Source organism: Paenibacillus sp. FSL H7-0357 (assembly GCF_000758525.1).
Lineage (GTDB): Bacteria > Bacillota > Bacilli > Paenibacillales > Paenibacillaceae > Paenibacillus_AQ.
The window spans coordinates 2,031,909-2,046,241 of sequence record NZ_CP009241.1 but is presented as its reverse complement, the minus strand read 5'-3'; the positions used below and the strand labels follow the sequence as shown (position 1 = coordinate 2,046,241).

General features: G+C 50.5%; 9 protein-coding genes. 1 reads left to right on the top strand and 8 read right to left on the bottom strand.

All coding sequences use genetic code 11. From position 1 onward, the window contains the following. Positions 1 to 13: 13 nt before the first annotated feature. The 3 genes from ruvX to alaS form a co-directional block, all read right to left on the bottom strand. Positions 14 to 430 carry a Holliday junction resolvase RuvX gene (gene ruvX / locus H70357_RS08975; protein WP_038588101.1) on the bottom strand — a complete coding sequence of 139 codons (417 nt, stop codon included), beginning with the start codon at positions 428 to 430 and terminating at the stop codon, positions 14 to 16. Then, positions 427 to 702, bottom strand: a complete 276-nt coding sequence (locus H70357_RS08970; protein ID WP_036696603.1) for an IreB family regulatory phosphoprotein — start codon at positions 700 to 702, stop codon at positions 427 to 429. Before H70357_RS08970 ends, ruvX begins: the two co-directional genes overlap by 4 nt. A gap of 393 nt (positions 703 to 1,095) precedes the next feature. Continuing rightward, complete coding sequence (gene alaS, locus H70357_RS08965) at positions 1,096 to 3,729, bottom strand: alanine--tRNA ligase (RefSeq protein ID WP_038588098.1); 2,634 nt, start codon at positions 3,727 to 3,729, stop codon at positions 1,096 to 1,098. 1 nt (position 3,730) lies between these two features. Here alaS and H70357_RS08960 point away from each other — a divergent pair, with 1 nt between their 5' ends. Then, entirely contained in the window at positions 3,731 to 4,006 is a 276-nt protein-coding gene (locus H70357_RS08960; protein ID WP_038588096.1) for a hypothetical protein, read from the top strand. A 130-nt stretch (positions 4,007 to 4,136) separates the two neighbouring features. Here the strand turns inward: H70357_RS08960 and H70357_RS08955 are convergent, their stop codons facing one another. The 5 genes from H70357_RS08955 to H70357_RS08935 form a co-directional block, all read right to left on the bottom strand. Continuing rightward, a complete protein-coding gene (locus H70357_RS08955) occupies positions 4,137 to 4,691 on the bottom strand; it encodes a GNAT family N-acetyltransferase (RefSeq protein ID WP_038588093.1) in 555 nt (184 codons plus the stop codon). A gap of 446 nt (positions 4,692 to 5,137) precedes the next feature. Continuing rightward, positions 5,138 to 5,494, bottom strand: coding sequence for a hypothetical protein (locus H70357_RS08950; protein WP_038588091.1), 357 nt, complete (start codon positions 5,492 to 5,494; stop codon positions 5,138 to 5,140). A 542-nt stretch (positions 5,495 to 6,036) separates the two neighbouring features. Next, positions 6,037 to 12,450 (bottom strand): S-layer homology domain-containing protein, encoded by a 6,414-nt coding sequence (locus tag H70357_RS08945; protein WP_038588088.1) that lies wholly within the window; start codon positions 12,448 to 12,450, stop codon positions 6,037 to 6,039. A gap of 20 nt (positions 12,451 to 12,470) precedes the next feature. Beyond that, a complete protein-coding gene (locus H70357_RS08940) occupies positions 12,471 to 13,349 on the bottom strand; it encodes a carbohydrate ABC transporter permease (protein WP_052091927.1) in 879 nt (292 codons plus the stop codon). Then, positions 13,349 to 14,326: a carbohydrate ABC transporter permease gene (locus tag H70357_RS08935; RefSeq protein WP_052091926.1), complete on the bottom strand. Its 978-nt coding sequence runs from the start codon at positions 14,324 to 14,326 to the stop codon at positions 13,349 to 13,351. Before H70357_RS08935 ends, H70357_RS08940 begins: the two co-directional genes overlap by 1 nt. Positions 14,327 to 14,333 lie beyond the last annotated feature (7 nt).

Sequence of the window (14,333 nt, the reverse complement as noted above, 5' to 3'; positions counted from 1 at the left end):
ATCCGCGCACCCCTCACCTTTTACTGTTAGCATCCAAAAAATTTTGCAAAATCAAGGCTGCGGCCATTTTGTCCACAATCCCTTTGCGTTTCTTCCGGCTGACGTCTCCTTCAATCAGCACCCGCTCAGCGGATACTGTCGTCAGACGCTCATCCCAAAGGTGTACGGGTAATTCGAGTTGTTCCCGCAGCTGGCCGGCGAATTCTATACAGATTTCACCACGCGGTCCAACTGAGCCATTCATATTTTTCGGAAGCCCAACCACAATTTCTCCAATTTCGTGCTCTTTCACCAGTTCGCGGATCCGTTCGAACTCATTCCCGTTTCCGCGGCGCTCAATCGTCTCTAGAGCCTGGGCTGTCCATCCGAAAATATCGCTTGTGGCGACTCCGATTCTACGGTCGCCGTAATCCAGACCCAGCTTCTTCATTTCGGCTGATCCACCCGATGATTGGCAAGGTAGAAACGGACCAGTTCCTCAATCAGCTCATCACGTTCTTTCCTCCGGACCAAACTTCTCGCATTGTTATGGCGCGGAATGTAAGCCGGATCTCCGGAAAGAAGATATCCAACGATCTGATTGATCGGATGATATTCTTTCTCCACGAGCGCGTCGTATACGGCGAGCAAGATTTCCTGAGGAGAAGCTTCCTTTTCATCGCCCTTCACATTGAATTTAACCGTTTTGTCCATGGAGTCCATTTGTGACACCTTCCTTCTGCAAAATCACCCTAAAAGGGCAGCTTCGCAAAGTTGCTGCTGTACAGCTTACTTGCTGCCTTCATCATAACATATTCATGCCCCAACGAGGAAATCCTGCCACAATAATAACGCTTTTTTTGGCATTTTATCTACATTAATATAGATTTTTTTGGCTTTTAAGCTATTGCAGAATACCATGAAAGGCGAATATTCGCAAAAATTCAAAACTTTTTATTTTTTTGAATAAAGCAGCGGCACTGATATGGAGCACTCAGTACCGCTGCTTCTCTGTCTCACATGCTTTTACCTTGTTCGCAGGCAGCGTATCAGCCTAGGGCTGATCTGCCTTAATGTTAGTTGACAGCTACCTTGGGAACCCCTGTAGCCTGATGTTTACGCCAGTGCAGCTACCAGCTCTTCAGCCTTAACGAGTGCTTCGCCAAGCTTGGAGGCATCTTTACCGCCGGCTTGGGCCATATCCGGCCGTCCACCGCCGCCGCCGCCGCATACCGCAGCAACCTCTTTGACCAGCTTGCCGGCATGGAAGCCTTTCTTCACCAGCTCCTGAGGTACTGCGACTACAAAGTTGACCTTATCGTCCATCGCTGCACCCAGCACAAGTACAGCATCAGGCAGCTTGGATTTCAATTCATCGGCCGTGGAGCGCAGGGCATCCATATTGCCGGCTTGAACAGCAACAGCCAGCAGCTGTGTACCGCCGCCCACTGTCTTCACGCTGCTTGTCAGCTCTGCCGCAAAGGTAGCGCTCAGCTTGGATTGCAGTGACTCATTCTCGCGGGAAAGCTCACGAACCTGGGCATGCAGCGCGTCAATCCGCTTCGGCACATCATTCAGGGAGGATTTCAGCAAGCCTGCTGACTGCTTCAGCAGATCAAGCTGGCTCTCCGTGAACTCATAAGCATAACGGCCGGTAACAGCTTCAATCCGGCGTACGCCGGAGCCGATGCCGCTCTCGCTGACCAGCTTGAAGATTCCAATTTGCGAGGTGTTGGACACATGGCAGCCGCCGCACAGTTCAAGACTGTAGTCACCCACCTGAACGACACGTACCACATTGCCGTACTTCTCACCGAATAGGGCCATTGCCCCCATTGCTTTTGCTTCTTCAATTGGCTTGCTCTCGATCACGACATCCAGGCCGCGCCAGATTTGAGCATTTACGCGATGCTCAATATCACTCAGCTCCTCCGGCGTAATTGCGCCGAAATGCGAGAAGTCAAAACGCAAACGTGCGCCTTCTACTAAAGACCCGGCTTGGTTCACATGGCCGCCCAATACTTCCTTGAGCGCTTTATGCAGCAAGTGGGTTGCCGTATGGTTCTTCACGATATCCTCGCGCTGCTCGCGGTTTACTTCCGCGCGGATACTCTCGCCTACCTTCAGCTCCCCGGCTTCAACAGTAACCAGATGAACATGCTGGCCATGCGGTGCTTTGAACAATCCGGTTACCTTGGCAGTGACAGAGCCTCCGGTAAGCAGGCCGGTGTCACTGACCTGTCCGCCGCTTTCGGCGTAGAACGGTGTTGATTCCAAAATCACCTGGCACTCGGTACCTTCACCGGCTGTATCGACAAGTTCACCGCCGACAACAATAGCAAGTATTTTTGACTCTGTTACGGAGTCATTATAACCAACAAATTCACTTTTAACCGTCAGCTCAGCAAGCGCGCCGCCCTGAATCTTCATGCTGGCTCCATCCTGGCGGGCAGCTCTGGCCCGGTCACGCTGTTCCTGCATCGCGGCATCAAAGCCTTCACGGTCAACAGTAAGTCCTTGCTCGGAAGCAAAATCTTCCGTAAGGTCAAACGGGAAGCCGTACGTATCATAAAGTTTGAAGGCATCTGCTCCAGCGATGGCAGCAAGGCCTTCCGTCTTTGCTTTGGCGGTAAGCTCGCCAAGAATGGCCAGACCGTCGGACAAGGTTTCGTGGAAACGCTCCTCTTCCGTACGGATGATTTTAGCGATATACTCCCGGTTGTCTACAATGGATGGATAGTACACACCCATAACCTCACCGACGGTTTCCGTCAGCTCATACAGGAACGGACGATCCAGACCCAGCGTCTTGCCGTAACGGACCGCACGGCGGAGCAAACGGCGGATAATATAACCGCGTCCTTCATTGGAAGGAAGCACTCCGTCGCCTACTGCAAAAGTAACGGTACGGATATGGTCAGCAATCACCTTAAGTGCGATATCCTGCTCCAAGTTGTCTTTATAGGTAACTTTGGCCAGCTTCGCCGTCTTCTGGATTACCGGCTGGAACAGATCCGTGTCGAAGTTGGAATCGACATCCTGCAGGATGGAAGCCAGACGCTCCAGACCCGCTCCGGTATCGATATTCTTATTCGGAAGCGGTGTATAGCTGCCGTCCTTGTTATGGTTGAACTGTGAGAACACCAGGTTCCACACTTCGAGCCAACGCTCATTTTCCCCGCCCGGATACATTTCCGGATCACTCATGTCGTTGCCGTAAGCTTCACCGCGGTCGTAGAAGATCTCTGAGCAAGGTCCACATGGGCCTTCGCCGATATCCCAGAAGTTCTCATCTCCCAGCTTAATGATGCGTTCTGCAGGCAGTCCTACCTTTTCATTCCACAGCTTGAAGGCTTCTTCATCCTCGGCGTACACCGTCACGGAAATGCGCTCCGGATCAAAGCCGATCCATTCCTTGCCGGTCAGGAACTCCCAAGCCCAGGTGATCGCTTCTTCTTTAAAGTAGTCGCCGATGGAGAAGTTCCCCAGCATTTCAAAGAACGTGTGGTGGCGGCGCGTCTTGCCCACATTCTCAATATCATTGGTGCGGATACATTTCTGCGAGTTGGCCAGGCGGGGATTCTCAGGAATCTCCCGGCCATCGAAGTAAGCCTTCAGCGGCGCCATACCGGCGTTAATCCACAGTAACGAAGGGTCATTATGGGGCACCAGCGATGCGCTGGGCTCGATTTTGTGGCCTTTACTCTCAAAAAACTGCAGCCATTTGGAACGGATTTCACTTGCTTTCATCATGTACAGCTCCCGTCTTATCATTAATTCGGCACTTCTGCCGGAATGCACAAAAACGCCCCTGAATGAATTCAGGGACGATTATTATCGCGGTACCACCCTGGTTATCGCCCTGCCCATATGCATGGGACAACTGCTGGCGATCGCCTTGTCGCGGCTGTTAACGGGCGCCCCCCGGCGGGATTGTCCCCGCACTCCGAAATCAGCTTTCCGCCGGTCTGTCTTCCGGATTCTCGCAGCCATTACGATTGTAATCGTAACGGAATCCGTTCTCTGAGGGAGCCATGCTCCGGCGTACTTCATTTCATCAACGTTTTATCCGATTTGCATTTTGACATTTCAAGTATAGCCAGCGCCCCTAAATCTGTCAATCTCGGAGGGCAAACGGCTGATGGAAACTTCCCAGTCTATATTGTATAATCGCTGACTTTGCATAACCAAACCATGTGAACCGAATCCGGTCCCCAATAATCCTTAACCACCTTATACGGCTTGCCAAATTTCTGCAGCCATTTTGCCTGCGCACGTTGGTAGCCACTGTCCAGGCAAAACTGCTCAATCCCTTGCTTTCTTAGATATGCCATCAGTTCCTTAATCAACGTCGAGCCTACACCGAGACCCTGATAGCTTGGCAAAACGTATAAGCTTCCTAGCTCTCCCACATCATCAAGTTGATTTCCGGTGCATGAGCGAATATCCTCGTCGCAGGGTGCAAATGAAATCGTGCCGACAACCGTCCCATCTATTTTGGCAACAAGGAAGTATATATCCGTATTCGCCGGGTTCAGAAAGGCATCAACCATTTGTTTTTTATTGTCAACTTCATGTTGAATGTCCTCCTGCAAATGCCCCAGTCCCTCCTTTTCGAAGGCATCTGAAATTGAAGATTTAAAAAGCTGAGATACAAGTCGTCTATCGCCTTGAGTGAGCGTATGTATGGTTAACTGATTAGTCCTAGCCATTGTAAAAATCACCTCTATATTAAAATAACACTTCTATGTTATACAAATGCCCAAATTAACCCACTCCAAATATTTCTCTAATATATAGATTTAATGTAATATTTACCCATTTGTTTGAGGACGTAACTACGGTGAATATTTGGACTTCCGGCCGTTGTTGTCGTAAGAATTTCTTGATTGTACCCGCTATATGCGGTGAAAATCCGGTGACAAAGGCGGTCGCTATCGCTCCTACAGTTCCAAATTTCCCCTCCGCTACTTTTGCCCTTTTTTGTACTTATTTAGTTCATTTTATATAGCTTATAAATTCTACAAATGAATTCACAATACTAAAATATTTTCAAAGAAAGCAACCTTTCGCGCCCATAGTAAAATAGCACTACATTTGAAGTATTGCTGTTGGTGTCAATGGTTCCTATTCTCTCTTCCATGCTTAAAGGCAGTAATTATGTATGTAGAGCCATCCTCAGATGGCTCATAGGAAACGATATAACGATCAATACGAATATAGTAAGTGTCTTTATAAGTTTTTGACGGAAACAACTTTCCTGACCGATTTGCTTAGAAGAAATTATTGAACCATGCATAATATCCCGTTTGGACTCTCGGATCATTTCTGCAATTTCAGGATCAGCATCAAGCTCAGCAATTTGCGCAGCCGAAAGAGCATCTGAGTTGTCCTGAGACTGGATTAATTCGAACACTTCATATTCTGTGTCATTGATTACAATTACAGGCTTCTGACGGTCATTCATAAAAGAACGATACACTTTACCGCTCTTATCCTTTAATTCCAGATACATGCTCATCAACTCCTTTGTTCAATATTATACCCTGAATTCGGATACACGGATACAACGTCATGATATAGCAAAAGACTGATAATCCCAATGTAGTACATGTAGTAATTATGTAGTAACGCCGATAATACTGAATAACACATCTTAGTTCTCAGCAGCAATATAAGCTTTATATTTACTCTGGTTAACACTATACAAGACCCCATAACACACCAAAAGACCCCCGCCCCATACTTCGGGAGTAAGAGGCAGCAGGTTCAAATCCTGTCGTCTCGACCATATTAAAGGCTAAAGCGGACCGTCCCATAAGTGGATTTTTTGAGAAACGAGACAGTCCTGTTATTAAAAAGAGACCATAAAAAGATAACAGACCAGCGATTCTTCCGTTAATGGAGAATCCCTGGTCTGTCTTTTTGGTCATTGGCTGCTTTGGTTTAATAAATTATGGGTAGGGGGAACTACCCGACTTCGAGTTTTAGTTCATAGTTCATTGGACGCTTGAGTCCTCGTATTCTAGCAACTGCATTATGGGTTCCCTATGCCCGTTATTGAGCTTGCCCAAGCAGCCTGAAGATAACTGTTGCTGCTTGAGCTCTTGTGGCCTGGCTGTCCGGGGCAAACTTGCCGTCCGGCATTCCGCCAATCACTCCGCTCTTGCTCATGTCTTCCACGGCATCAGCCGCGTAGGATGACACTTGATCAAGATCAGAAAATGACACAGGGGCAGCATTGTTACTGATATTAGCATTGACACCGGCATTCGCCGCACCGCTCAACGAAACGCTTGCAAGCTGTGTCAGACGATGCAGCATGACGGCCATTTCCTCACGGGTAATCTCCTCATTCAGTCCGAAGGTGCCGTCCGGCTTCCCCTTAACAATGCCCAGCTTCTGGGCGCTGGCAACCGCTCCGGCATACCAGGCACCCTGCTTCACATCTGTAAATGTGCTTACGACTGACTCATCAACCAGGTCGAACGCATTCATCAGGATCTTGATGAACTCTGCACGGGTGACGTTGCCTGAGGGATTAAAGTTATCCGCATTTGTTCCTTGGATAGCTCCTCTGGCCGCGAGTGCTTCGATGCTGTCCACTGCCCAGGCTGCAGTTGCAATATCCTTAAATGAAACATTCGAGTAGCGTATTGCGTAACTTCCGCTCCGGTTGAGATTGAATTCCAGTCTCCCGGCAGCGGCGTTGTATTTGCCGCTCTTCACAATTTCCAGCTCGCGCTTATCATTGAGATAATAGGCCACTACCTTGTTCGGGTTCTCCCCCGGCTTCAACGTGTACGGCAACGCGAGCTTGACGCCCTTCGCCTTCAGTACGGAGGCCGGAACAGCAGTCCCGTCAACACTCAGTCCGAAATCGCTGAGCACATTCACTCCCAGCAGCGCGCTTGCCTGCAGCGGTAAGCCTGCCGGATCTATAGCGCTGACAGAAATCTCAAGCTTATTACTCTTCCCGTCGGCATAGACTTTCAGGAAACTCTCGTTCAATAGAATGTCCGCCGCTCCAGTCTCAATCTTGACTGTGCGCACAGCTTGTGCTCCCATGAGCGCTTGCAATGGAAGCTCAACTGAAAGCTGCTTCACGCCTGCCGCCGCTTTAATGGATACTGTCAACCTGCCGTCTGTTATTCCCTTGGCTGCAGCTTCAATATTCCCGGCTGTCAGCACTGTCTTGACCGTTCCGTCAGCTCCGGCCACCGGATGCAGCACAATGCTGCCTATGCTTACGGCAGCAGGTGCTGCTGTCGGCGCCGCGCTTGGCGAAGGCTTCGGCGTCGGAACATATGTCTCGGACCCGGATGCCGGATTTCCCGGCGTAGGTGTCGGTGTCGCCGAAGGCAGCGGCGTTGCTGATGGCGTTGCCGCCGGAAGCCGCTGCAGACCGGCAACCGCCGCCGCAAGCCTGCTTAACGCGGCGTCGATTCCCGCCTGGTCAGCCGTTCCGCTCTCCAGCAGCGCAGCCGCAGCGGCTACAGCCTTCTGGAGCGCCGTCCAGCTGTCCGGTGTATACAGCCCCTGTTCCAGCTCCAGCACTTCCTTCAGCTTCGCCTCAAGACCAGTCGTGATCACCGGCGGAGTTACGAAAGCCAACGTCAGTGTATACGTCCGGTTCGTCGTTTTGTCCACAGCCGTTACGGTCACCTTGTATCCGGTCTGGAGCTCCGTTGCAACGGTTATGCCGTCACTTCCATATACGGCAAAGGTTACGCCTGCCGGAACTTGCAGCCCTTCCTTCAATTCTGTCAGCGTAGTCGTCTCCGGCACGATGATTTCTTTCGCTACCTGATCGACAATGCCGCCGGGAATCGTGATTCCGCTGATCAGCGCATTGCGGCCTTCCACCGGCTGCAGCGCTTCAAAGGCCGCTTTTAAAGCTGTATAAGCAGCATTAATGTCACCTTCGGTCGAAGCCCCGTTCTCGTACACAGCTTGAGCCGTTGCCAATGCGGCATGAAGCGTCTCCCACTGCCCCGGCGCAGCGGTATAGTTCTCTTCATTCACCGCCGGATCTGCAGCCGTATCAATAGCAGTCTTCAATCTTGTCTTGTCATACTTCACAAATATACGGCAGCTTGCTGATAGCTCTGTTCCGGCAACCTTGCCGGAAATCATGAAGTCTGTAGCAATCGTAAGCTTGTTAAGCGGAATATCCTCCCACTGCACATCTGCCATGCCCTTATTCCCATTCGCATAAGTTACCAATACTTTGGACGGCAGTGCAGGAACTACCCCTATCGTCGTATTTACGGCAACCTGCTCTATGCTTACAATTTTGCCGAATGTGCCCGGATCGGGCGTTTCTCCCTCCGGCTTGGCCGAGATCGCGCGCCATTCCTTGACTCCCGTGAAAACACTAGCAGATTGTTTAACCAGCGTCAGCCGCAGCTTATCCGTTTCCACCTTATCAAAGGTTACATCGTTAAATTTGTCCTTCTCCTTGCCCTTCTCACTCAGGTTGGTGACAGGGACAAATTTACCGGCTGCCTCATCCCAATAGTCAAGGCTGTAATCAGCTGGTACCTGCACGCCGCCGCCGTCATCGAAGAAATATATCGAGCTGCCGGAGAGGCTTACCTTCTGCTTCCAGGTATATTGCAGCCATTGATTGTCCCCTGATCCGCCCCAGTTGCCGTACTGTGTTTCTATTGTATTATCACCTAAACCAGTAGAGAAAAGCGGAATATATCCGTCGTTAACCGCATACACCGACTCCCAGGCCGAGGTGTATGAAGCGCTCGGCACAGCCAGCAGCGCCGCATTTCTGTAGCCGAGAGTACTAACGGCTATACGCAATTGGTCGGTAGTAGCCTTTACTTCATCCAGAGTGTAGTTGCCTTTGCTCAGTAATGTTTTAGCCGCAGTTAATGCGGTCTGCAGTTGCTGCCAGGATTCCGGTGTGAAGTCGCCGGAATTCCGGACAATTTTCCCTTGCGCCGAATCCCGGTCTGCGAATTTCGCAACCATATCGGCCAGTTCAGCCGTTGCTATGAACACGGACACAGGAACTTCTATGACCGTTTGCTTGTCTCCATCACTGACGGTCAACTGATACTTATATTCACCTACAGTCTTGAAGGTGGCTTTCAAAACAGCCTGATCGAGCGCACCCTCTTCGACCTCGCCATCACCGGATATTTTCTCCCATTGATAGGTCAGCTTGCCGCCAGGCAGACCGTCATCGTAAATTTGGGGAACCACAGCCAGCAGTTCATCCTGCTGCACTCTTACCGGGGTATCTACCGTTACCTTCGGTGCCTGATTTACTGCTGGCGTAACCGTCAGGCCGTTATTGTAGATTTGAATTTCTTTGATCCCTGTTGCAAGTTCGAGTGCATGGGTCACACTGACACGAATCGCTGTCGTATTAACCTTCTCGAACTCCACATTGTTATAGTTGGAGGCCACAACATCCGGGTATCGGAATTGCCCTTTCACCGGCTTCCAGGTTATGCCGTCCGCCTCCAGATACTCGACACCGAACGTCTGCGGTGTACCGTAGCCATCCAGGAGACGGTTATTGTAGAAATAGACCTTCACATTGTCTACGGGCTTGGTGGCGTCAAAATTGAACGTGACCGTATCGGCAGGATTCGGCGTACCGCCGAACAGAGCTGTGTTGGACGTGTGGTCAATAGAAGCTATCGTCGAGCCGTCCGCCAAGCTTTTAATACTTGAACCGCTCTCGATATAAGTCGATTCGATCGTCGTTCCGGCAGCAGCGGCCAGATTCTCACCACCATTGACAATATCAACGCCTGCCTTGTTGAACATATCCACCGTTTTTGCATTCGTTGCCAGTGAAGTATCATCAGCCTTGGCTAGAGGGGTAGCGCTGCCTTTTTCAAACAACACTTGCGTCTTAGAATTGTCACCAACCGCTCCGGCAACATCACCCTTAGGCATTTCCACCTTGCCAGTCGCCGTATCATAAATAATATGTGACATTTCATTCGTGGTCATCACAAGCTCACCGTTTATGAACAGCGAGAAGCCGGACGGAATGTCTTGATAAGGCAATTTTTTGTCCCCGGTATATACCTTAGGGTCCTGCCAGACGATCGACAGATCCGCATCATGATACCGCACATTGTCTACCGCAAAATGGTCATATGCGACATTGATCGGCCACAGCTCGATCTTGTCGTCCGTTCTCGGCTGAAGACCTGCCATATCCTCCAGTACGGTGTAATTCATCATGCCCAGCGTATCGTGGTGAATCCAAGCCCGCACCATTTTGCCGCTCGGGTTCGGAGGATTCTCCTTTGTCCACGGCGTTCCGAAGAAATAGTCCTCCAGCCAGAAGAATTCATTGGAATCGAGGTGATCCGTATTGCCCGTCTCCACCGTATGCAGCCATGCACCCCAGTCGAACAACGTCTTGTAAGTATCACTGTTAATATTGTCCACAGGGTAATGGCGCAAGGAAGCACGGACAGTATTAATGTAGTTGCCGAAGTTGCACCAGGCGAACTGGTCGGTGCCGAAGGCATCCGTCTTGCCATTCTTGAAATCCTCCACCCGTTTCATAATGCTGTTCTGATCCGCTGTGAAGAACGGAAAGATCGGATAATAATCAGGATCCGCGTAATCGGTCAGCTGGGTCAAATATTTAGCCTGAAAGCCCTCCTGTCCTTCTGTCGGCACAACGCCGAAGTTGAAGACGAACATGTTGTTATCGCGCCACGGGTTGAACACATCCTCTTTACCGACAACCTTTTTATGCAAAAAGCTGCCTTCACCGTTCGTATCCGCTTTGCCGTCTCCGTCAAAATCCTTACCGTCGAACCACATATCGTTCAAAATTGTACTCTGAATCTTCCCGGCAGTTTCATTCATCCGGGTCTCATTCGCCGTATCCCCCAGCTGTTTATACATTTGGGCTGTGGCCACTGCATTGCCATAAGTAGTCGCAGAGCCGTCCAGGCGGGCATTGTTGCCGTTGCCGTTCCAGTGCATGGAGACGGTGTCACCGTCATTTCCAGTCATCGGGCCGTGGTTATAATAGACGAGATTCGGATCATTGCCCTTGAAATGAGCCAGTGTGCCGGTCACGTCATTGGCTGAGAAATCAGCGAATTTCTTCAGGATTTCCGAACCGCCACCATAGATTTTGTATGCTTCCCAGCCTACCTGCGAGCTGTTCTGCATCATATCCCAGGTCCAGATATTGGGCCGCCCGGGGTTGTTCTTGTAATTCTTGTTCTCGGAATATTCGCCCTGCGCCAGCCAGGTCCCATAGGCATAGGACGGATCACGGAGCCATTTCAGATCCTGCAGCGCCCACGGCACGCTGACCGTGATACCGTTGTTGTAGCCAAGCACACCCTCCATATTCATCGGGAACTGCCAGTCATTGCCGGGAATGTTGGCATCCAGGATATTAAAGCGGTTACACCACCAACGGTAATAGAGCACTTTTTTCACATTTTCATCAGGGACATCAATGTACGGGATATTATCCGCCCACCACTCGTTGTACTCCTTCACCTGGGTGGAAAAGGCCTCATTGTTGCCGGGCGCAGACTTGAACTCCTCATACTGCGTCTTGGAGCCGGGAATTTCATCCGCGAGCCAGCCCATAACCACCTTCTGGTCAAGCGTCCCGCCCGCAGGAACGGTAATCTCTCTGACCAGCTCATTCCCGGCAGGAGTAAGTCCGGTTCCGCTAAGATGAACATCCACATATGACATCGCTTTCACAACTTTTTGGCCGGACTTCCCGATCATCAGCGGAGCCGCTACCCGGTCACCGATCAACTCCTCCCCTTCTGCCCTGGATACAAACGGAGATTTGACCTTCAGTGTCAACTGGATGTCGCTTGCCGTGGGATTCTTGAATTCCAGCAGTGTTACTGCACTGTTATCATTCGTAATAAATTTGCGCTGGTTAATCTCCAGTTCCCCGCTACGGTAGGTTTGGTTCTCGTGGCTGGGATAATTTTTCCGGGCAGACTGATCCTCCGTAACCTCTCCCGTCGAAAGAGAGAGCGTATACATAACATCCTGGTTCAACGTATCCGCATAATACACACTCCCGGCAAAACCCAGCTTCGAGTTGTCCTGTGTCTTCATGTACAGGGCGCTGCCCCTGCTGAACAATGTATTGGCGCTGGCATCATCATTCCCATTATCATCAGGAATCACGCCTTCGTTCACGAGCAATGAATCCAGCCAGGGCAGATCGGCATTATCTTTCTTAAAGGCATCAAAGTCAAAATCCTCAATCGTCTGCATCATTTCCCCGACGGTAGCTTTGCTGAAATCAATTCCTTCCGGGGTAGTGATGTTACCCACTTTCCACTCCGGTTTCCCGTAATCGGTTCCTACACCCTTATGATCGAAATCTGTCGTATAATTCGCCGATGCCGGGACGATCCCGCCATTTAGGACTACGGCAGCGCAAAGCGCTGCCACACAAGCCTTCCCTGACCGCTTAGTCTTTCTCATAACTTGTTGTCTCCTCCTTTTTATCCCTTGATTCCTGTCAACGCAATACCTTCCACAAAATATTTGTTGCCAATCAGGAAGAACACCAGGCAGGGAGCCGTAACGATCAGAGCGAGCGCCATAACCTGTTCATAGTTCGGAATGCGCATTCCGTTCACAATATACAAACCCATTGGCAGTGTATAATCCGCTTCTGTCTTCAAATAAATCATCGTATAGAAAAATTCATTCCAGCAGTTGATGAAGCTGAACAGGGCCACAACAATCATTGCCGGACGAATGAGCGGCAGCATGATGCGGGAGTAAATGCGGAAATAACCCGCACCGTCAATCTTAGCCGCTTCACTGAGTTCAAGCGGAATGGTCGTGAAAAATTGCCGGAGCAAAAAGACAAAGTATGCATTGCCGCCTGCGCAGAAAAATGCGGGAATAATAAGTGCTGGCTTGCCGGCCAGTCCCAAGGAGGTATACAGGGAATATTGCGGCAGCAGGGTTACAGCGCTTGGCAGCATCATGGTGCTGATTACGAGCACGAACCACATCCCGCGCAGCGGGAACCGCAGCTTGGCAAAAGCATAACCGGCAAAACTCGTGGTCAGCACTGTTCCGATTACATAAGGCACCACAATTGAGACTGAGTTCCAGAGCTGCCGCAGAAACTGGATGCGCTCAAGCCCCAGCCGGAAATTATCAAAGCCCGGCTCACTGGGGATAAATACTGGCGGGCGCGCCAGAATCTCTGAATGGTTAACGAATGCGCCGCGCAGCAGCCAATAAAGCGGAAAGGCAAATACCAAAGCGAGCAGGCAAGAGAGTAGGATGAGTATGACGTTCACCGCTTTTGTTTTGTTCTTTGCTCTCTTAAGACTTGAATATTTTACAGTCGCAGATACAGCCATTATCTCACCCTCTTTCTTTTGCCCATCGAATCATCCTTCTTGAGCGCGCCCTGGAAATAGAACAAAATAACCGTAATGACCAATGTGATCAGGAAGACGACCCAAGCCTCGGCAGACGCCAGCCCGCGCATCCCCACCTGCACAAAGGAATGATCATAAATCATAACGTTGATGAAATAAGTCATCCGGTCCGGTGCACCGTTTCTGGACAACACCACACTCTGGGTATAAATCTGGATAGAGGTCATCATGCACATAATCAATTGGAAAAAGAGTACTGGCTTGATCGTCGGGTAGGTGACCTTCTGGAACTTGTGCCAGGCATTGCCCCCGTCCATCTCGATCGCCTCCAGCAGTTCACCGGGAACGTCCTGCAAGGTAGCAATGAAGACAACAATCGTGCCCCCGCATGTCCACAAGCTCATAATAAACAACGTCTCGAAGATCCGCACAGGGTCTGTCAGGAAGTCTAAAGGCGCTATACCCAGCTGCAGCAGCAGCCAGTTGACCAAACCGCCCTTGGCCTGATTCTGCAGCAGCATCTGCCAGACAATCGTGGTCGCCAGCATCGGAATGACTGAGGGCAGGAAGAAGACCGCCCGCAGCATATTTCTGCCGAGAAACTTGCGGTTCAGCAAGAGCGCGACCAACAGACAGAAGGCAATAACAAGCGCTACGTTGATAAAAGCGTAAATCAGGGTGACCGTGATCGATTTTTTGAACTCGGAGCTTGGATTGCTGAAAATATATCTGAAGTTGTCCAGCCCGATCCATTCCATCACCTGCCCGCCGCTCATCACCGTGATTTTGTGAAAGCTGTAGAACAAGCTGGCTAACATCGGATACAGGGTCAGCACCAAAAAGCCGATAATCGCGGGTGCTGCAAATAAATATCCGGCTACCGCTTCCTTGGTGGCGCCTTTGGCAGGCTTTTTAACATAGTTGGGTGCCGTACCGGTCTTGCTCTCTGGATTCATAAGCCAT

Bases quoted from the DNA above. Each gene is read 5' to 3' on its own strand.
- H70357_RS08960 (WP_038588096.1), top strand. From the start codon at position 3,731: ATGTACAGCTCCCGTCTTATCATTAATTCGGCACTTCTGCCGGAATGC.
- ruvX (WP_038588101.1), bottom strand. From the start codon at position 430: ATGAAGAAGCTGGGTCTGGATTACGGCGACCGTAGAATCGGAGTCGCC.
- H70357_RS08945 (WP_038588088.1), bottom strand. From the start codon at position 12,450: ATGAGAAAGACTAAGCGGTCAGGGAAGGCTTGTGTGGCAGCGCTTTGC.
- H70357_RS08940 (WP_052091927.1), bottom strand. From the start codon at position 13,349: ATGGCTGTATCTGCGACTGTAAAATATTCAAGTCTTAAGAGAGCAAAG.
- H70357_RS08955 (WP_038588093.1), bottom strand. From the start codon at position 4,691: ATGGCTAGGACTAATCAGTTAACCATACATACGCTCACTCAAGGCGAT.
- H70357_RS08935 (WP_052091926.1), bottom strand. From the start codon at position 14,326: ATGAATCCAGAGAGCAAGACCGGTACGGCACCCAACTATGTTAAAAAG.
- alaS (WP_038588098.1), bottom strand. From the start codon at position 3,729: ATGAAAGCAAGTGAAATCCGTTCCAAATGGCTGCAGTTTTTTGAGAGT.
- H70357_RS08950 (WP_038588091.1), bottom strand. From the start codon at position 5,494: ATGTATCTGGAATTAAAGGATAAGAGCGGTAAAGTGTATCGTTCTTTT.
- H70357_RS08970 (WP_036696603.1), bottom strand. From the start codon at position 702: ATGGACTCCATGGACAAAACGGTTAAATTCAATGTGAAGGGCGATGAA.